Annotated in this window: 19 protein-coding genes; 2 read left to right on the top strand and 17 right to left on the bottom strand. The window is 69.1% G+C overall.

Features of this window, described 5'->3' with window-relative positions:
* Positions 1-51: 51 nt before the first annotated feature.
* From WME79_RS21250 to WME79_RS21215, 8 genes are all read right to left on the bottom strand, one after another.
* Positions 52-699: a hypothetical protein gene (locus WME79_RS21250; RefSeq protein ID WP_437538462.1), complete on the bottom strand. Its 648-nt coding sequence runs from the start codon at positions 697-699 to the stop codon at positions 52-54.
* Positions 700-800: 101 nt separating this feature from the next.
* On the bottom strand, positions 801-1,727 hold the full coding sequence (locus WME79_RS21245) for a PfkB family carbohydrate kinase (protein ID WP_437538461.1): 927 nt from the start codon (positions 1,725-1,727) through the stop codon (positions 801-803).
* A gap of 185 nt (positions 1,728-1,912) precedes the next feature.
* Positions 1,913-2,800 (bottom strand): S-methyl-5'-thioadenosine phosphorylase, encoded by an 888-nt coding sequence (gene mtnP / locus WME79_RS21240; RefSeq protein ID WP_437538460.1) that lies wholly within the window; start codon positions 2,798-2,800, stop codon positions 1,913-1,915.
* Complete coding sequence (gene gmk / locus WME79_RS21235) at positions 2,797-3,435, bottom strand: guanylate kinase (protein WP_437538459.1); 639 nt, start codon at positions 3,433-3,435, stop codon at positions 2,797-2,799. Before gmk ends, mtnP begins: the two co-directional genes overlap by 4 nt.
* Before the next feature lie 9 nt (positions 3,436-3,444).
* Positions 3,445-4,314, bottom strand: a complete 870-nt coding sequence (locus WME79_RS21230; RefSeq protein ID WP_437539893.1) for a YicC/YloC family endoribonuclease — start codon at positions 4,312-4,314, stop codon at positions 3,445-3,447.
* 26 nt (positions 4,315-4,340) lie between these two features.
* Entirely contained in the window at positions 4,341-5,387 is a 1,047-nt protein-coding gene (locus WME79_RS21225; RefSeq protein WP_437538458.1) for an SDR family oxidoreductase, read from the bottom strand.
* A 23-nt stretch (positions 5,388-5,410) separates the two neighbouring features.
* Positions 5,411-5,728 carry a hypothetical protein gene (locus WME79_RS21220; RefSeq protein ID WP_012236389.1) on the bottom strand — a complete coding sequence of 106 codons (318 nt, stop codon included), beginning with the start codon at positions 5,726-5,728 and terminating at the stop codon, positions 5,411-5,413.
* 208 nt (positions 5,729-5,936) lie between these two features.
* On the bottom strand, positions 5,937-6,449 hold the full coding sequence (locus tag WME79_RS21215) for a DUF507 family protein (protein WP_012236388.1): 513 nt from the start codon (positions 6,447-6,449) through the stop codon (positions 5,937-5,939).
* 233 nt (positions 6,450-6,682) lie between these two features.
* On the opposite strand from WME79_RS21215, the gene WME79_RS21210 reads away from it, so the two are divergent.
* Positions 6,683-7,423 (top strand): Crp/Fnr family transcriptional regulator, encoded by a 741-nt coding sequence (locus WME79_RS21210; protein ID WP_272099495.1) that lies wholly within the window; start codon positions 6,683-6,685, stop codon positions 7,421-7,423.
* Between the two features lie 399 nt (positions 7,424-7,822).
* Here WME79_RS21210 and WME79_RS21205 read toward each other — a convergent pair whose 3' ends face one another.
* The 6 genes from WME79_RS21205 to WME79_RS21180 all read right to left on the bottom strand — a co-directional run bounded on the left by WME79_RS21205 (position 7,823) and on the right by WME79_RS21180 (position 13,003).
* On the bottom strand, positions 7,823-8,914 hold the full coding sequence (locus tag WME79_RS21205; protein WP_012236386.1) for a TIGR04552 family protein: 1,092 nt from the start codon (positions 8,912-8,914) through the stop codon (positions 7,823-7,825).
* Between the two features lie 93 nt (positions 8,915-9,007).
* Positions 9,008-9,187, bottom strand: a complete 180-nt coding sequence (locus WME79_RS21200; RefSeq protein ID WP_012236385.1) for a hypothetical protein — start codon at positions 9,185-9,187, stop codon at positions 9,008-9,010.
* A 506-nt stretch (positions 9,188-9,693) separates the two neighbouring features.
* Positions 9,694-10,137, bottom strand: a complete 444-nt coding sequence (locus tag WME79_RS21195; protein WP_437538457.1) for a hypothetical protein — start codon at positions 10,135-10,137, stop codon at positions 9,694-9,696.
* A 6-nt stretch (positions 10,138-10,143) separates the two neighbouring features.
* Positions 10,144-10,587, bottom strand: a complete 444-nt coding sequence (locus tag WME79_RS21190) for a c-type cytochrome (protein WP_437538456.1) — start codon at positions 10,585-10,587, stop codon at positions 10,144-10,146.
* 252 nt (positions 10,588-10,839) lie between these two features.
* The gene (locus tag WME79_RS21185) at positions 10,840-11,463 is read right to left on the bottom strand and encodes an OmpA family protein (protein WP_437538455.1); all 624 of its coding nucleotides are present in this window, start codon (positions 11,461-11,463) and stop codon (positions 10,840-10,842) included.
* Between the two features lie 466 nt (positions 11,464-11,929).
* Positions 11,930-13,003, bottom strand: a complete 1,074-nt coding sequence (locus WME79_RS21180) for a hypothetical protein (protein ID WP_437538454.1) — start codon at positions 13,001-13,003, stop codon at positions 11,930-11,932.
* Positions 13,004-13,247: 244 nt separating this feature from the next.
* Here WME79_RS21180 and dnaE point away from each other — a divergent pair, with 244 nt between their 5' ends.
* Positions 13,248-16,886 carry a DNA polymerase III subunit alpha gene (dnaE, locus tag WME79_RS21175; protein WP_437538453.1) on the top strand — a complete coding sequence of 1,213 codons (3,639 nt, stop codon included), beginning with the start codon at positions 13,248-13,250 and terminating at the stop codon, positions 16,884-16,886.
* Here the strand turns inward: dnaE and WME79_RS21170 are convergent.
* From WME79_RS21170 to WME79_RS21160, 3 genes are all read right to left on the bottom strand, one after another.
* Positions 16,879-17,880 carry an AAA family ATPase gene (locus WME79_RS21170; protein ID WP_437538452.1) on the bottom strand — a complete coding sequence of 334 codons (1,002 nt, stop codon included), beginning with the start codon at positions 17,878-17,880 and terminating at the stop codon, positions 16,879-16,881. The two genes, dnaE and WME79_RS21170, sit on opposite strands and share 8 nt — an antisense overlap.
* A 68-nt stretch (positions 17,881-17,948) precedes the next feature.
* Complete coding sequence (locus WME79_RS21165) at positions 17,949-18,560, bottom strand: D-glycero-alpha-D-manno-heptose-1,7-bisphosphate 7-phosphatase (RefSeq protein WP_437538451.1); 612 nt, start codon at positions 18,558-18,560, stop codon at positions 17,949-17,951.
* Positions 18,561-18,567: 7 nt separating this feature from the next.
* Entirely contained in the window at positions 18,568-19,188 is a 621-nt protein-coding gene (locus WME79_RS21160) for a D-sedoheptulose-7-phosphate isomerase (protein ID WP_437538450.1), read from the bottom strand.
* Between the last annotated feature and the right edge of the window lie 57 nt (positions 19,189-19,245).

Genomic DNA, 19,245 nt, shown 5'->3' with positions numbered 1-19,245 from the left:
GTGGTGCTGGTTACAAATTAGATCGGCGGAGCTCCTCGCCGCGGCACGGGATCACGCGCCGGGCGGGACCGACTGTCCCCAGAGCTGCTGGTAAATCTCGCTCAGCTTCTGGTGGGTCTCGGGCGAGAAGCCGTTGGTCGCGTAAGGCCAGCGGAAGCCGTCTCCCATGGCCTGGTTGCACGAGAAGGAGATGAGCAGGTCGACCGGCGTGGGGTTGTTCGGCCGCACCATCGAGATGCCCAGGCCGGGATAGAAGCAGTTGCCGCGGTCCGCGGTGAAGCTGCCCTCGTCGCCGAAGACGTCGAGGATCTGGTCCTTGAGCTCCTCGTCGGAATCGCTGGTCGTGAGCTGACGCTGCTGGAGGATGACGAAGTTCTTGAAGCGCGGCTGCGCGGGCAGGACCGGCGTGCTGGCGGTCTGCCCCGGGATGAGGTTGGGCGGGATGAGCCCGGGCAGCGCCTGCTGCAGCCCCTGAAGAGCTGCCTGCCCCATCTGCTGGAGCTCGGGCGGGATGCCCGGGATGAGGGTGGGGGCCCCGGTCGTCGCTACGGGCGTCGGGGCCAGCTCCTGCCCCTGGAGGCGGAGGACCGTGATCTGCGCCTTGTCCATCTCATCGAACGGCGCAGTACGGGCCGCGCAGCCGAAGACGAGGGGGGCCAGCAAGGCGATGCCTGCGAATGTACGGGTGGTGAGGTTCATGTTCACTTTGACGGTCGTCTAGCACGGCTATGCGCCGGAAGGTGAACAGCGACCGCACACGGCAGGCTCTCGCGCCAGCGCCGCCCCCAGGGCAGGCTGCTTCACATGGTGCTCGCGCCGAACTCGTACAGCGCTCGGATCTCGGTCAGTCGCGCCGCGATGTCGGCTCGAGTCACCGTCGCGATCCGCCGCGTGCCAACCGCTTCGACGCAGAACGACGCCGTCGCCGTCGCATGGAGCATGCCGCGCCGGAGCGCGAGCGGCGTGACCTCCGGCTGGCCTGCCAGATAGCCGATGAGCCCGCCGGCAAAGGCGTCGCCGGCGCCCGTGGGGTCGATGACGTCCTCGAGCGGGAAGCCGGGCGCGGCGAACACGCCCTCCTCGTCGAAGAGCAGCGCGCCGTGCTCTCCGCGCTTGATGATCAGCCGGCGCGGACCACGGGACAGGATCTCCTTCGCCGCGCGGCGGATGTTGTACTTGCCCGAGAGCTGGCGCGCCTCCTCGTCGTTGACGACGAGCGTGTCGATGCGGCGCAGCATCGCCGCGACCGCCTTCGGCTCCCCCTCGATCCAGAAATTCATCGTGTCGGCGAGGACGAAGCGCGGCGCTCGGACCTGCTCGAGGACGTCGAGCTGGAGCGCCGGATGGATGTTGCCGAGCAGGAGGAAGGGCGTGTCGCGGTAGGTCTCCGGCAGCTTCGGCGCGAACGACGCGAACACGTTGAGCTGCGTGTCCAGCGTCGTGCGATGGATGAGATCCACGTCGTAGCGCCCGGCCCAGCGGAACGTCTTCCCAGGAGCGCGCTCGACGCCCTCGATCGAGATCCCTCGGGATCGCATTGCCGCGAGGGTCTCTTCGGGGAAATCATCGCCCACCACGGCCACGGTGCGCACCGGAGCGAAGCACGAGGCAGCGAACGCCGAGTAGGTGGCCGAGCCACCGACGACGTCTCTTGCGTTGCCGGAGGGGAGCTCGAGGTCGTCGAAGGCCATCGAGCCGATGATGAGGATCGCGGATGAGGTCGTCACAGGACGCCTCTTAGCCAGGTTTGTGCGTAGCCGCTAGCCGCGCGTTTCGTTTCTGCGACGGCGCCGCTGCGCCACGGCCGCACCCGACACCAGCAGAGCCCGCTGCGCCCCTCCCGCCCGCCGCACCCCCTCCAGCCCGCTGCGCGGAGGAGCGGGGTGCAGCGCAGAGGAGCCCTGAGGTCAGCTCAGTCGGCCTTGCGCCGAGGGCCGATGAGCCACTCGAGCCGCGCCTCTGCGTCGGGCGATGACGCGCCAGCCGCGGTCATGATGCACTTCTCCAGCGCGTGACGGGCTGGGCTCTGCGACACGTCGGGGAGATTGCGGGCGAGGGACTTCGCGACGTCCCGCGCATACCCGATATTGCGGTTGAGCACGGTGATGACCGCTTCGACGCTCACCGCCTCCTCGCTGACGTGCCAGCAATCGAAGTCGGTGGTGAGCGCGAGCGTGGCGTAGGGGAGCTCCGCTTCGCGGGCGAGCTTCGCCTCGGGCAAGTTGGTCATCCCGATGACATGCGCGCCGAACGTCCGGAACATGCGGCTTTCGGCCCGCGTCGAGAACTGCGGGCCCTCGATGCAGACATAGGTGCCGCCGCGGTGGACGCGCGCGCCGGTGGCGAGCGCTGCGTCGTGGACCGCGCTCGCCAGGATCGGGCACACCGGATCGGCGAACGGCACGTGGGCGACGAGGCCTTCGTCGAAGAACGTCGAGATCCGGCGCTTCGTGAAATCGATGAACTGGTCGACGACAACGAGGTCGCCAGGCACGATGTCCTCGCGCAGGGAGCCGACGGCGCTCACGCTGAGCACGTGCGTGGCGCCGAGCATCTTCAGCGCGCAGATGTTCGCGCGGTAGTTGATCGTCGACGGCGAGAAGCGGTGCCCGCGGCCGTGGCGCGGCAGGAAGAGCACCGTCGCGTCGCCGCCCTTGACCCGACCGCGGAGCACCACGTCGCTCGGTAGCCCGAAGGGGGTGGAGACCGAGACCTCCTCGACGTCTTCCAGCCACCCCATCTCGTAGACGCCGCTGCCGCCGATGATCGCGAGCACGTCGCGCGTCGCGCCGCCGCTCATCGCTCGAACCTCCGCTCCGAGAGCAGCCGCTCGCAGAGGGCCGCGCGCCGCTGGCGGCGGCACCGCTCGGCGAAGACGAGCGACCGCAGCTGCTCGTAGGCACGGTTGATCTCGTCGTTCACGATCACGTAGTCGAAGAACCCGTAATGCTCGATCTCACCTTTCGCATTGCGGAGGCGGCGGAGCGTCGTGGGCTCGTCCTCGGTGCCGCGCCCGCGCAGGCGCCGCTCGAGCTCAGCGAGCGACGGGGGAAGGATGAACACGGCGACCGCCTCGGGCAGGCTCGCCTTGATCTGCCGCGCGCCCTGGTGGTCGATGTCGAAGAGGACGCCGCGCGCGGTGGCGCGGGCGATCTCGATCTCCTTCAGGCTCGTGCCGTAGAGATGATCGTGCACCCTGGCCCACTCGGCGAACGCGCCGATGCGGATCATCTGCTCGAACATGTTCGGGTCGACGAAGTGGTACTCCCGGCCATCGACCTCGTTCGGGCGCGGGCGCCGGGTCGTGTGGGAGACCGAGAAGCGCAGGTCGGGGAACTCGCTGCGCAGCCTCCCGCAGAGCGTCGTCTTCCCCGCGCCGGACGGGGACGACACGATGAGGAGGAGGAAGTCGTCACTGAGTGCTTCGGTCGACATGCTCTCCTGTCACTCGATGTTCTGGACCTGCTCCCGCAGGCGTTCGAGCTCCACCTTCATCGCCACGACGTGATGGGAGATGGCGGCGTCCTGCGCCTTGGAGCCCAGCGTGTTCGCCTCGCGTACCATCTCCTGAAGCAGGAAGTCGAGCCTCCTTCCACAAGGGTCGCCGCTCGGGGCCGCGAGCGCGCCGCCGAACTGGTCGAGGTGGCTCCGTAGGCGGGTGACCTCCTCGGTGATGTCGCTGCGCTCGGCGAGCAGCATCACCTCCGCCTCGATCCGCGTCGCCTCGAAGCCGGCCTCGACCCCCTGGAGCAGGCGCTCGACCCGCTCGCGCAGGCGGCGCCTGAGCGCCTCGCGCGCCTCGTCCGCGCGCGCCACGACCTCGGCCGAGAGCGCGCGCAACGTGGCCACCCGCCCGCGCATGTCGCTGGCGAGCGCCTCGCCTTCGCGCAGGCACATGCCCTCCATCGCGTCGATCGCGCGCTCGATGGCCAGCTTGAGCGCCCCGCGGACGGCCGCGATCTCGTGGCCGCCGGCGGGGGCGAAGAGGTCCGGCACGGCGCAGAGCAGCGAGAGCGGCACGTCGGCGCCCGGCGCGAGCTCGTCGCGGAGCTCCGCCAGGGCGCGGAACGCCGCGCGCGCCTTCGATTTGTCGAGCGTGCTCGGGGCCAGCACCGCGCCCTCGGTGCGCACGATGATCTCGATGCGCCCCCGCCGCAGGCGCTCGCGCGCCACCTGCTCGGCGAACATCGTCAGATCGACGAGCTCGCGCGGGAGCCGCGCGCGCACGTCGAGGAAGCGCTGGTTCACCGAGCGGATCTCGGCGACGACGCGCCCATCGGTGAGCGAAGCGTCACCGAGCCCGAAGCCGGTCATGCTCCGCACGAGCCGCCCCGCTCTACCTAGCTCGCCTTCTGTCCGATGTCCGAGGCCTCTTGGGCCTTGGGCAGCGGAACCTTGCCACAGGTGACCGTGGCCGACGCGGCCGCGGGACCCTTCTCACGGAGCGTCCGCAGGTACGTGACCGTGGGGACGATGCCGTCCTCCCAGCGCACGCGGGGCTCGTACCCGATGAGCTCGGCCGCGCGCGAGATGTCGGCGAGCGAGTGGCGGATGTCCCCGGCGCGGGCGGGGAGGTGCTCGATCGCGACGTCCCGCCCGAGGGCCCGCGAGATCTCCTTGCAGAGCTCATTCAGCCCGATCCGGCGTCCGCCGGCGATGTTGATGACCTCACCCTTGAACTTCTTCGACGACGTCGCGCCGAGCAGGTTCGCGAGGACGGTGTTCTCGATGAAGCAGAAGTCGCGCGTCTGCTCGCCGTCGCCGAAGATCGGGATCGGCCGGTTCTGCAGGGCGGCGTCGACGAACCGCGGGATCGCCGCGGCGTAGGCGCCGTCCGGCGTCTGGTTCGGCCCGAAGACGTTGAAGTAACGCAGGCTCAGGGTCTCGATGCCGTAGATGCCCGCGAAGACCTTCATGTAGTGCTCGCAGGCGAGCTTCGTGACCGCGTACGGCGACAGCGGCATCGGCTCCATGCCCTCGTGTTTCGGCAGGACAGGCGTCTCGCCGTACGCGCTGGACGACGCGGCGAAGAGCACGCGGCGCACGCCCTGACGGCGCGCCACATCGAGCACCGTGACTGTGCCGCCGACGTTGACGGCGTTCGACTCGATCGGCGACTCGACGCTGCGCGGGACCGAGCCGAGCGCGGCCTGGTGGAGAATGACCTCGACCCCCTTGGCCGCCGTCGCGACCGCCGCGGCATCCCGGATGTCCCCCGTGATGCGCTCGATCAGCGACTGGTGGGGGAGCCCGTCGAGGTTCTCCCATCGGCCGGTCGCGAGGTTATCGAGGACGCGGACCCGCTCGCCGGCGGCGGTCAGCGCCGCGACGAGGTTGCTTCCGATGAACCCGGCACCGCCGGTGATCAAGTAGCGAGGCGTGGACATGTGCGTGCTCCCCCAGCGGGCGCCTACTTCTTCTTGAAAAGGTTGTCGAGCTTGGAGCGAGAATCCGCGATGCGCTTCGAGTTGTCTTCCGGTACGCCGTTCTTGAACGTGAAGAAAGTACAATAATTCGCTCTCTCCCGATCCGGGATGTACTCGGCGATGTGCTCCTTGCACTGGTTGTGCGCGGCCGGGTCCCAGTTCTCGCAGTTCCTGCAGCAGTGGAGGTCGACACCGCAGTGGGGACAGGTGTCCGCGCGCTGGAGCTTCACCTCGAAGATGAGCTCGTTCTTGCATTTATGACAGAAGTGGCGCTTCGCCTCGACCTTCGGAATCCAGCTCATGATGTCCTCCGGTACCACGACGAAGCCCGATCTGGCAGAAGGAACGCTCCGCCGAAGGCATGGTCGCAGATGGTGCGCGCTTATCCCACAGGCGGTATCCCTGCGGATCGGCCGCCGAGCCATGGGGCGGACGGCGTCTCGCTGGACCGGCAAACGCCGCAGACGGTTCGCTTGCTCGGCTGAGAGCCCGCCTGCCTGGCAGCAGCGATTACAGCAGCCCCTTGCGCCGCTGGATCTCGCCCATGACCCGCTGGTATTCGATTTCCCAGGTGCGGGAGCCTTCCTGCACGTGGCGGAGCTTGCCGCGCACCTCGGTGTCGAGCGCCTCGTCCATCTCGAGGTACTTCCGCAGGATGGGCCTTATCCGGCGGCGCAGGTCGTGGTCCTCGACGAACACCTCCTCGACGTTGTTCGAGTGCATCAGCATCTCGAGCAGCTGGTCGAGGAGATAATCCATGGTTTCCTCGCCTGTCTTGATCCCTTTCTGCTCCGCGGCCAGGCGCTTGACCCGGTTGAACTCGCCCTGAGGCAGTCCGCGTGCCTGGAGGATCTCTTTCGCCCGCTCGGTCGCTTCCCGCTCTGCGTGCAGGTAGCTCGTGAAGACCGACTCGACGTCGAGCGCGACCTCTTTCTTCGATTCGCACTCGATATCGCGGTTGTCCACAAGCGCGCGGACGAGTTCTTCTGTGAGGGGAGTAATTTTGCCGCTAAAGAGGCGCATCCAACGTCCGTAGCTGGAGGAGCGGTCGAACTGGCTCCCCCGTGCAGGGGTTCATTCACGGGGCGTGCCCGGCTCGAACCGAAAGGTACGGGCCGGGTATCCAGGATGTCAACGCAAGTGGGAGGTTCCGGCACAAGTCGGGCCCCCCCCAGCCGGTGGGGGCCCCCCGGAACAGTAGGACCGCGACACCGCAAACCGCAGGAGCAGCCGCGATGATGATGGGTAAGGATGCGATGGCACGGAGCGTCAGGGTCCAGCCTGGCGCGCTCGGGAACGACGGTGGACTCGACCTGGACTCCCGCAAACGGCGGGTTGTCCGGCGCGGCGCGATCGGCAACGCGGCCTCTCCGGCCACGCAGTCGGCGCTGGCGGACGGAGGGACGATCCAACGCGTCGCGAAAGGGCGTCACCTGGTGACGCAGGGCGACGCAGCGACCGCGCTTGCCATGCTCAGCCTCGGCCGAGTCCGGCTGGTGCGTGGGATGAGCGACGGGCGCAGCCTGTCGCTCGGCTACAGAGGGGCCGGCGACGTGCTAGGCGAGGCGGCGCTCGGGGGCGTTACGGCCCACCGGGAGAGCGCGATCGCCACGGAGGACGTCGAGGCGCTCCTCGTCCCGCTCGCGACGGTGCGCAACCTGATGGCGAGCGACGCCAACTTCGCAGCCGCCATCGTGACCACGCTGGTCGAGCGGCACACGGACACCGAGGAGCGCCTGGCGTCCATGCTCTTCCGCAACGTGGAGGCCCGCCTCTGTGAGTTCCTGCTCAAGGCCGCGACGCGCTGGGGCATCCCCGATCCGCGCGGGGTGCTCATCTCCGCGCCGTTCACCCATCAGGAGATGGCGAGCATGATCGGCTCCACGCGCGAGACCGTCACGCTCACCCTGGGCGATCTCCGCCGCAAGGGGGTGATCGAGATCGATCGCCGTCGGATCGTCGTCCTCGATCGCGACGCGCTCAAGGGCCGCATCTGAGCCCGCTCGTCCGCCGGTGTCGTTGAGGGGCCCGCAGGCCTCCTCGATCGAGCGCCGTCGGTCACCGTCCAGGCTGTTCGCTCGGCGGCCTCTGCTCCGATAGCCCGACTGCTCCCGGCATCGCAGCGGCGTTCGCCGCGCTGCTCACGCGTTCCGCTCCGGGGACCCACCCCCCGGACATCCCGCGGATCTCTCCCGTCTGCCCGCTCGATTCGTCGCGGTGTTGCCCACGCATCCGCCGCGGCCGTGGCCGTTCTGTCCGTACGCTGTGCGGTCTGGGCTCGCCACGCGGTCCAGGCTTGCTGCACGGTCCAGGCTCGCTGCGCGGTCCAGGCTCGCTGCGCGCTGGCGGCCTCGTCGCCACGGCGCCTCGACGGTGTCCCGCGCCGACCGCGGCGCCTAGCGATCGCGCTTGGGTCCGCCGCTCGCCGGGTCACGGGTGGAGCGGACCCCGAGCTTGAGCCTGCGCATGACGGCCTGCTTCTGCCGTTCCTTGTACCTGGCGTGGCTCGCCTCGCCGACCTCGTTCGCCGCCTCGGTCTCGCGGTCGATCAGCTGGAACTCGCACAGGACGAAGATGATCGGCCCGAGCGCCCAGGCCGCGGGCGGCGCCATGTCGAGGATCTCGGCGGGGAGTCGCACCGGCAGATCGACGACGAAGTGGATCACGCGGTAGCTCCGATCGCTGAAGCTGTTGTCGCCTGCCGTGAGCCCATCGTCGACGTCGGTCTGCAACGCGTCGAGCATCGGCTGAAGGAAGGGCCGCGTCTCGCAGTAGCTCCGGAACCGCAGGATCGTGTTGGTGCTCTCGCCCGGCACGACGTAATTGAACGGAAACAGCCGCTCGGACAGGTACAGGAGCACCGGCAGCAGATCGTCCACGGTGCGGCAGACGATGCGGAAGCGGAGCTTGTCGTAGATGGCCGCCGCCGTCGTGTCGGTCTTCGACAGGAGCTTCGTGTAGAGCGAGTCCTTGTTCTTCCGCCCGCCGATGAACTCGGTGATCGGGAAGCCCGCCGCGAGCATGCCGCCGATCACCCGGTACACCTTCTCCTCGACGAGGTGGAAGACGTCCTGGTCCGACATGGGGATCGAGAAGAGGAGCTCGCGCCCGGCCAGGTGATGGATGATGTGCATCGCCTTGAGGATCGTGCAGGCGCAGAGCTGGCGGTGGCCCTTGCCCGAGGCGAGCAGCAGGATCTCCTCCACCGAGGCGCGAGCGACAGGGCTCGGGATCGGGAACTCGAAATGGCGGCGCAGGTACGCGATCGCTTCGTTCTTGACGCTCTCGAGGTGGGCGCGATCCCCCGGCTCGTCCGGGCGGAACTCCTGCGCCAGCAGGAGGTCCCGCGCCGCCTGCTCGCCCTGCAGGTTGAGCCTCCTCCAGTCGATGACCGAGTCGCCGCGCAGGATGAGGTGCACGGACTCCAGGTCCATGAGCGTGAACTCTTCGAGCCGCTTGAGCCGGCCGACCGAGGCGTCTTGCGTCATGACCTCACGCTCCCCGAGCGTAAGCGCCAGCGCTGTCGCGCGCTCGGGAAACCCTCGCGTCGAGGTGAAGCAGGCGGCGGCTGGGCGAGAAAGTCAGGAGACAGGGGCGTTCGGCGGGGCGGGGCTCGAGCTCGGGGTGCGGCCGAGCGAAAGGGTCCCGAGGAAGATGCCGATCGTCAATGCGACGACAGCGGCGTGGCCGAGGTACGCGCCACTGCAACCAATGGCGGCGAACGGGGCGAGCGCAGCCAGATACCACGGGGTGATCCTCATCGGTTCTCCTTCTCCGCCTCCAGCGGCACTGTACAGGCCGCATGGTCGCTCCCTCCGGGGGGGCACCACGATGCACCACGGTCGTCCCAGTCAGAGCGTGTAAGTGGTTGTAGGATAAGGTGCCACGCTCTGCTTCCGCGGGCCAAGAAGTAGCGGTTTCGGGGGGAACGCATCAAGGGAATTCGTTCTCACATTCCATTCCCACCCGAAACGTTGCCACTGGAAGCGCTAAAATATCAACAATAACAATGATTTATATTTAAGGATGAAGGTTTTGCATCAAGGGTTGCATGCGGCTCGCGGGACGCGAGGTGGTACCTCAGAGACACGCGTCCAACTCACGGCGCTGCCTTGCTTGTCGGTTTCCGGGCGTCAACGGTCTCGTGCGCCGCGCGAGCGCAATGACCGGCAGCAGGTCTCGGCGCATCCGGACGCTGTTGGGCTCGCTCCAGGAGCACCGGCCGAAGCGCGCTCCGCGAGGGCGGCGGGAGCGCATGGGGCGCCGTTCAGTGCACGAACAGCGTGATCCGGGACTCGTCCGCGAGCGTGACGGCCCGGCTCGTCACGTCGTGCCCGCCCTTCCTGCCGACCGTGATCTCCACCTGGTAGAGGCCGTCCGGGAGCGACACCTTCGTAAGGACAGCCCGTGGGGCCGTGCCCTCGGCGAACCGCCATGAGCTGTCGATGACCGTCGCTGCGTCGTCCGCACGGTCGCCCGACGAAGAATCCGTCCACGTCACGTCGAGCTGCACGACCGTCGCTGCGTCGTCGAGCCGCAGCTCGACCTCCCGCTCCTCGGGCAGGCGCTTGAAGAGGATGCTCCCCGCATACAGCGCACCCAGGAGGAGGAACGCTGGCGCGAGACGCCGGAGCCACGGCGGCCTGGCCTCCGGCTCCGCCGGCCTCTGCTCCGGCGCCTCATCGAGATCGTGCTGCGAGGTCGAGCTCATCGGGCTTCAGCGCGCTCGGTTGGTGCGGACGCGCTTCACGAGGCCCTCGATCACCGGCTGCGGCAGGTCGAACGCGGGCATCTTGTTCTTGCCCTTCCTGATCGTGTCGGCCATCTGGGCGTCGGTCACCCGATCCTGCCATGCCGCGTCGGTGAGGTCCGGGGCGCGGACCATCGGGCCTTGGGGGCCATCGCCGCGCCCGGCCCTGCCGTGGCAGGTGGAGCAGTTCCGCTGCCAGGCGAGCTCGATCAGCCCTGGATCGGTCTCATCGGACGCGACCGGCCGGGCGGCTACCTTGCCGCCCTGCCCCTCGCCGGGGTTTGGCGGATCGTGGTCGTCCCGCGTCCACGGGCGGACGTCGCCCGCCCCGGAGTTGCAGCCGAAGAGGCCGACCGAGAGGAGGGCGATGGAAAGGAGGCGACCCAGGGACCTGTCGTGACGTCTCCGCATGTCGTGGAGACGTACGGATAGTGAAGCTGGTGGGGGAGGCAAGAAAAGAAGGATCGCTAGGCGGCGTCGGCCGCCGGGGCGCGCGGAGAACGCAGCGGCGCCGGGGCCGGGGCGCGCGGAGAACGCAGCGGCGCCGGGGCCGGCGCGCGCCGGCCACTGGGCTCCGCCGTCAGCAGAAGGGGAGCGCCCCGACTTGCCCGGGCCCGCGGTGATCGCGGTGCGCGGCCCGAAGCGCGCCCGGGCGCAGCGGCGTCACTTGCAGGCGTCGCCGGCGACCTTGCCGCCGCCGTCCACGGGCTGCTTGTCGACCGCCTTGCCCTTGATGGCCGCGATGAAGAACCCGGTGCGGCGGTTCTGGGCCTTGCCCTCGGGCGTGTTGTTGTCGGCGACCGGCTTGGTCTCGCCGAACCCGACGGCGATGAGGCGCTTGCAGTCGTTCCCCTTCGCGACGAGCCAGCGAGCGACCGCCATCGCGCGCTTCTCGGACAGCGTCTGGTTCGCGGCGTCCTCACCGTCCGAGTCGGTATGGCCCTCGACGCGGAGCAGGCTGACATCCTCCCGCTGCTTCAGGAAGTCGTCGACGAGGTTGAGGACCTCGTCGCTCTCGGGCAGGAGCTTGTCGCTGTTCGTCTCGAAGACCACCGGGCCGGGGAGAGAGACCTCGTTGCCCTTGAGCTTGAACGTCAGCTTGAAGCGCGGGCGGGGCTTCTTCTCCTCCTTCGGCTCGGGCTTCGGCTCCGGCGGGGGCGGGGGCGGGGGCGCGGCCGCCGGCTCCTTGCCGGCGTTGAACGAGGCGCTGGCCGTGCAACCCGCCGTCGCGGCGGCAGCGCCAATCATCATCACGGCGCACAGAACGGAAGCGACGTATCTACGCATGGACCTTGTTCTCCTCTGAGGGGCACGAGCCAGAGCTCGCATCGGCGACCCGCCGGGCTGACGCCCTTGGACGGCAGCTCGCCATGAATCTTCACCGCCATCGGGTACTTGCGTGGTGGACGCTCGAAGCGATGCCGACTTCTAGCGAAAAGTCAGGACGAACGAAACCAGGAAGAGGGCGCCTCGTGGCCCGCCCACCAGCGGACGGACCGAGAGAGCGCGCTGGCAAGGCCTCCCTCGCCTGAGCGCGTACCCTGGACGGGTGGGGTCGCTCCTTGAGACGCTCGCAGGGGGCGCGATGGCTCAAGCGCGAGCACGATCTTCGCGGGTGGTCGGAGCCAGCGGAGCAGGTTGCACGTCGCAGGCTGTATGGATTCCGGCGGGCGCGGGCACCCGGGAGGTGCCCGCAGAACCCAGGAGGCGCGCTGCACGCAGCGGCCGCCGGTGGATCGGAGTCGCGCGGAGCTCAGCCTCCGTCGGCGGGCGCCGGCTGGCACGGCACGCCGGTCGTCACGGCAGGCGGCGCGATCTCGCCCAGCTGGACCGCTTTCGCGGTGAACCCGATGCCGATGGAGATGGCGTCGCACTCCTTGCTCGGGTCCTGGCCGCCATCCTTCATGATGTCCGAGGCGCGGCGCACCTGGTCGAGGATCGTCTCCAGCGCCGGGCCTTCGCAGAAATTCGGCTGTACGGCGCCGATGACGCCGCGGAGCTCCTCGACGAGGACAGCCGTCTCGAGCACGCCAGCGATGGTCCCTTTGACCACCGCTTTGTGATCGGGCGCGAGATCCATCGCGATCCTCACGTTGCGGATCGTGAGACCGATGATCGTGTTCGAGACCGTCAGGTTCAGCTGGAACGTGACCTGTGAATCCGGGCCCGAAACCCATGTGTCGTCGACGACGTAGCTGGCCGGGAACACCACCTTGGAGCTCTCGACGTCCTGAGCGTCGTCGAGGAGCTCCGGCACGACAGGCCACCGGTCGGTGCCATCCCAGGTGGGCGCCTCACCCAGCGTGGCGCCGCCGTAGAGCTTCGCGGTAAGGGGGTTGTAGGAAGACTGCTCGCCGAGCCCGTCGACCTTGAAGATCACCGTGAAATCGCCGTTGCCGATGGCGTCGCTGACGCGGGTCGACGGGTCGGTCAGGAGGTTGGAGATGAGGCCGACGAGCTTGCTGCCAAAGGCGTTGTCGATCCCGTCGGCGCCGTCCGGATAGACCTCCGAAGGGGCGGTGTCATCCACCGGCTTGCACAGGTCCTGTGATACGGTGCTGGACACCTTGCCGTCGAGGTTGAATCCGTACTGCTTCCAGCTGCCGGCCGCCTTCTTCCCGTCGCGATCCGTGTCGCCGAGGAAGAGCCGGTCGATCGCGAACGCGACGCCTCCGCCATCCCCTGCCTGCTCCGGCCCCGGCGCGGGCGGCTGACCGAGGTCGACGTCTTGAACGACAGGCGCCGCGGCCTCGGAGCCACAACCGGCAGCAGACACGAGCGCGGTCGCCAAATACACCGCGACGGCGATACGGGATTGACGCATCATCGACCTCACTTTCTGGAAACCCCACCCCAGATCAGGCAAGTGCTCTCAGACGGGCGCACATGCTAGCGCCGGCCTGCGCGGCTCATCAAGGGCGATCCCCGCTGCGCAATGCGCTATATGTGAGCCCGCCGGCAAGCGCTGGTGGATTGTCCCAGCGCCTCCCGATCTCGCTCTCCGCGCCCTCTCCCCGATTACCGGTCTTTCCCGACTACCACCACGATGAGAAGCCACCTGGAAGCCTGCTGTGACCGCTGAGTTCATCCACCTCCACGTGCATTCGCAGTACTCGCTCCTCGACGGCTCGCTGCGCGTCAAGGACCTGGCCGCGCGCGCCAAATCGCTGGGAATGCGCGCCGTCGCCCTGACCGATCACGGGAACATGTTCGGGGCCATTCAGCACTACAAGGCCTGCAAGGACCAGGGCATCGGCGCGATCATCGGCTGCGAGGTCAACGTCGCCCGCAGCTGGGGCGCGGCCGCGGGGCAGCTGTCGCGCTCGGGCGTGGACGAGACGCCCGTCGATCACCTCGTGCTGCTCGCCGCGTCCGAGGAGGGCTACAAGAACCTCGTCCGCATCGTCTCCAAGGGGCACGTCGATCCCGCGAGCGGGCTCGCGCCGAGCGTGCGGCTCGACACGGTGGCGCAGCACAACGCGGGGCTCATCGGCTTGACCGGCTGCATGGGCGGCGTGGTCGCTCAGCGGATCCTCGAGCAGGGCGAGGGGGAGGGGCGCGAGGCGCTCAGCCGGCTCAGGGACTGCTTCCAGCCGGGGAGCCTCTACGTCGAGCTGCAGGACCACGGGCTGGTCGAGCAGTCGGTGCTCAACGGCATCCTGGCGCGGGCGGCGGGCGATCTGGGGCTTCCGCTGGTCGCGACCAACGACGCGCACTTCGGCGCGCGCGAGGACGGCGAGGGGCAGCTCTACCTGTCGTGCATCGCGGCCAACCGTACGTTCGCGGACGCGAGCGCCGCGCACCACGGCAGCTTCGAGATGTTCCTCAAGCCCGCCGACGAGATGATGCACCTGTTCCGCGACCACCCGCAGGCGGTACGCTCGACGCTCGAGATCGCCGAGCGGTGCTCGACGCTCAAGCTCAAGCTCGGCAAGCCCATGCTCCCGACGTTCCCGCTGCCGAGCGGGTTCTCGGACTCGGCGTCGTACTTCCGGCACGTGGCGCACGACGGCCTCACGAAGCGGCTCGCCCAGATCGCGCAGACGGGCAGGAAGGTGGACGAGGCGACCTACCGCGCGCGGCTCGACGTCGAGCTCAACGTCATCGTCCAGATGGACTTCCCAGGCTACTTCCTCATCGTCTGGGACTTCATCAAGTACGCCAAGGACCACGGCATCCCGGTCGGGCCGGGCCGCGGGTCGGGCGCGGGCTCGCTCGTCGCCTATGCCATGGAGATCACCGATCTCGATCCGCTCCCGTACAACCTGCTGTTCGAGCGCTTCCTGAACCCGGAGCGCGTGAGCATGCCCGACTTCGACGTCGATTTCTGCATGGACCGGCGCGACGAGGTCATCTCCTACGTCACCAAGAAGTACAGCAAAGAGGCCGACAAACCCTCCGTCGGGCAGATCGCGACGTTCCACGAGCTCAAGGCGCGGAGCGTGATCAAGGACGTCGCGCGGGCGATGGCGTTCCCCGCGAACGAGGCGCAGAAGATCGCGAGCCTCATCCCGCAGAAGAGCCCGGGCATCATGTACACGATCCCCGAGGCGCTCGACATCGAGCCGAAGCTCAAGGCCCTCAAGGAGAGCGATCCCACGGTCGCGGAGCTCCTGAAGCAGGCGCAGAAGCTCGAGGGCCTGACGCGGCACGCGGGCATGCACGCCGCCGGCGTCGTGATCAGCGAGGGGCCGCTCTGGGACCACGTCCCCTGCTTCAAGAACGGCGAGCAGCTCGTCACGCAGTATTACAAGGACGACGCCGAGCTGGCCGGGCTCGTGAAGTTCGACTTTCTCGGGCTGAAGACGCTGACCGTCATCGACATCGCGGTGCGGCTCGTGAACGCGCGGCCGGACCTCGTGGGCAAGGAGGGCACGCGCTTCGACGTGAACACGGTGCCGCTCGACGACACCGCCACCTACGCGCTCCTCCAGTCGGGCGAGACCACCGGCGTGTTCCAGCTCGAGTCGAGCGGCATGCAGCAGCTCTTCAAGGACCTCAAGCCGGACGCCTTCGAGGACATCGTCGCCGCCGTGGCGCTCTACCGGCCCGGGCCGCTCGGCACCGGCATGGTGAAGGACTTCGTCGACTGCAAGCACGGCCGCAAGCCGATCGAGAAGATGCACCCGCTCGTCGACGAGCTCCTCCAGCCGACGTACGGCGTCATCGTCTACCAGGAGCAGGTCATGCAGATCGCGCAGAAGCTCGCGGGCTACACGCTCGGCGGCGCCGATCTGCTCCGGCGCGCCATGGGCAAGAAGAAGCCCGAAGAGATGGCGAAGCAGAAGGCGACGTTCGTCGACGGCTCGCTCAAGAACGGGGTGAAGGGCGAGGACGCCGAGCGCATCTTCGGGCTCCTGGAGTACTTCGCGGGTTACGGCTTCAACAAGAGCCACTCGGCGGCGTACGCGTTGCTCACCTACCAGACGGCCTACCTCAAGGCGCACTACCCGGTCGAGTTCCTCTGCGCGCTGATGACGGCTGACCGCGACAAGATCGAGAAGGTCGTGCGGATCATCGCGGAGGGGCGCGCGTGGGGGGTCGAGATCCTCCCGCCCGAGATCAATGAGTCCAAGACCGACTTCACCGTTGTCTACAGCGCAAAGCCCGCGACGAACGGCAAGCGCGTCGCCGGCACCCGGCGCGGAGGCTCGCGGGTGAAGGACCCGTACGATCCGAAGATCCGCTTCGGAATGGGCGCGATCCGCGGCGTCGGCGAGTCGGCGCTCGAGGCGATCCTCGAGGCGCGGGACGCGGGCGGCGCGTTCGCGGATCTGTTCGACTTCGCCGAGCGGGTCGATCCGCGGCGGGTCAACAAGGGAGTGTTCGAGGCGCTCGTGCAGTGCGGCGCGTTCGACGCGAGCCTCAACGCGCGGGGCATCTCGCGGGCGCGGGCGTTCGCCGGCATCGACAGGGCGCTCGAGCGCTCGCGCTCCGCGAGCAAGGAGCGAAACAGCGCGCAGATCGGCCTGTTCGCGGCGGTGGCGTCCAAGAGCGAGGTGAGGTTGGACGATTACCCGATGGCCGAGGACTGGGATCTGCGCGAGACGCTCTCGCGGGAGAAGCAGTCGCTCGGGTTCTACGTCTCAGGGCACCCGCTCGATCGGTACGGCGTGGATCTCAACCGCTTCGACGTGACCGCGGTCAGCGCGCTGGCCGGCATGGATGCCTGGGCCAGGGTGCGCGTCGGCGGGATGGTCGAGGGCTACCGCGAGCGCATCTTCAAGGGGGGCGGCGGCAAGATCGCGTTCTTCGTTCTCGAGGACACGACGGGCCGTGTCGAGGTCAAGGTGCGCGAGAAGCAGATCGAGAGCTATGCGGACCTCCTGAACCGGGGGGAGCCGGTCCTGATCTCAGGGAAGATCAGCTTCCCGATGGTGGACGAGGGGGCCGAGGAGGCCGAGGCCGCGCCGCGCGAGCCGACCCTGCTGCTCGACGAGGTGCAGCCGCTCGCCGACGCCATCCTCGCGCAGACCCGGAGCGTGGCGATCACGCTGAAGTCGCGCAGCGCCAGGCGAGAGCACATCGATCGGCTCGGGGCGCTCCTGCGGGCGAGCCCCGGGGTGTGCCCGGTGCAGCTCGTGATCCAGCTCGACGACGGGGCAGAGGCCGTGCTGGCGCTGGGGCGCGATCTCCGCGTCGAGCCGAACGACGCCATGCTCGGGCGGCTCGAGAAGCTGTTCGGCGAGAAGGTGGCCGAGCTCAGGTAGCCGGCTCGTCCGCGCCCGCGTGCTCGGCGGCCCGCACGAGGGCGCCGAGCTTCGCCTCCGCATCGCCACGGTCGCTCTGGTGCTTGAGCAGGACGCCGAGCGTGTCGCGCGCGACCTCCGGCGACACCGCGCGCTTGCCGAGCAGGAGCAGCGCGCGGGCCCAGTCGATCGTCTCGCTGATCGCGGGAGACTTCCGCAGATCCATGGCCCGCAGGGCGCCAACGAACGCCACGATCTGCGCCGCGAGGCGCGGCTCGATCCCCGGGAGGGCGACCTTCAGGATGGCGACCTCGCGCGACGGCGGCGGGTAGTCCAGGAACGCGTGCAGGCACCGGCGGCGCAGCGCCTCGGTCATCTCGCGCGTCGCGTTCGTCGTCAGCAGGACGAGCGGCGGGTGCGCGGCGCGGATCGTGCCAAGCTCGGGGATCGTGACCTGCATGTCGGAGAGCACCTCCAGCAGGAACGCCTCGAACTCAGGGTCCGCGCGATCGACTTCGTCGATGAGCAGGACGACCGGCGCGGCGCTCCGCAGGGCCGCGAGGAGCGGGCGCGCCATCAGGAAGTGCTCGCTGAAGAATGATGCCTCGCTCCCCGCGATCGCGCGCGCGGCCGCGGCGAGGCTCGCCGCGCCGGCGATCTCCTTCGCGACGGCGTCGCGCAGCAGCTGCGTGTAGAGCATCTGCTTCGCGTAGTCCCACTCGTAGAGCGCCTTTGCCTCGTCGAGGCCCTCGTAGCACTGGAGCCGGATGAGCCCTCGGCCGAGCGCCTCGGCGGCGGCGCGGGCGAGATCGGTCTTGCCGACGCCGGCCGGCCCCTCGAGCAGCAGCGGCCGATCCATCCGGAGGGCGAGCCAGAGCGCGAGCGAGGTCGCCGGATCGGAGATGTAGCGGGCCGCCGAGAGGAGGGCGTCGAGCTCGGCCGCGGTGGCCGGGGTGTCGTCGCGGGCGCCCCGATCGTTGAGCGCGCCGCCGTCGTGATCCGGAGGAGGCGTCACGGCGAGACGGTAGCACGCCGCGCGCGGGCTATCGGGCGGCGCAGCACGGCGTGGCGCGCCAGAGTCCGCTAGCCGCGCGGCTCGGCGAAGATCTCGGCGGCAAGGAGATCGAGGCGCGGCGCCGCGCGATCGGGGCAGGGGAGATCGGCCTCGCCGCGGAGCGGGCACAGCTCGCAGCGGCGTCTATCCATGACGAGGCCCGCCCGCATGCCCGCCGCGCGCGCCGCCGCCACATCGCTCGGCGCGTCGCCGATCATCCAGCTCGCCGCGACGTCGAGATCGAGGTCGCGCGCGAGCGCCCTGAGCATGCCCGGCTGCGGCTTCCTGCAATCGCACGGGCCGATGAGCGCCGGATCGCCGCCCGGCCCGCCCTCGGGGTGGTGCGGGCACACCGCGAGCGCCGCGATCGCGACGCCGGCCTCGCGGAGCCGATCGATGAGCGCGCGGTTCGTGCGCTCGATCGCCCCCCACGGGACCTGGCCCTTCGCCGCGCCCGGCTGGTTGGTGGCGATCGCCAGCAGGAAGCCGGCGTCCGCGAGGCGCCGCAGGCCCTCGACCGCGCCGGGGAGGAGGCGGATCTGATCCGGATGAAATGCGGTCACGACGACGCCGAGCTCGTGATCGCGCACCACGTCGATGAGCGTGCCGTCGCGGTCGAGCAGGATCCCGCGCCTCGCCACGCGGCGCTCAGCTCTCGGCCACGAGCTGGAGGAGCCGCTCGCAGATGAGGTGGTGGTAGACCTCGTGGAAGCCCTCCACGTGCGGCGTCGACGTGTAGCCCGCCCGCGTCCTCGGCACGACCACGCTGGCGTCGGCCATCTGGCGCAGGGCGCCGCCGTCGTAGCCGACGAGCGCGACCACCTTGGCCCCCGCCTTCTTCGCGAAGTCCGCGGCGGCGACGAGGTTCTGCGACCATGGGCCGGCGCGATCGGCGCCCGAGCCGCCGTGCACGCTCAGGCACACGAGCACGTCGCCCGCGACCATGCGGCCGTCGAGCTGCTCGAGGAAGATCCGATTGAAGCCGACGTCGTTGGTGAGGGCGCTGAGGAGCGCTGCGTTGTCGCAGAGCGAGGTGCACTTGAAGCGCCGCTTGCCATCGACCCACGTGAACTTGGCGATGTCGCAGGCAAGGTGGCTCGCGTTGGCCGCCGAGCCGCCGTTGCCGCACGTGTAGATGGTGCGATCGTTCCGGTACGCATCGAAGAGGATCTCGATGACGCGAGCCATGTCGTCGGGGCTCGTCGCGAGGGCGATCTCGGACGTCTCGCGGAGGTACTTGTCGACGAAGTCGTGCGTGCTCTGAGGCATGGCCGATCTATAGCCAGAGTCCCGCGGAAATGCCCAGCATGAGGGGTGCGCCGGCGC

It is taken from the genome of Sorangium sp. So ce726, assembly GCF_051521405.1.
Classification (GTDB): Bacteria; Myxococcota_A; Polyangia; order Polyangiales; family Polyangiaceae; genus Sorangium.
The sequence above is the reverse complement of the archived record's forward strand: the minus strand, read 5'-3'. Positions and strand labels throughout refer to the sequence as shown.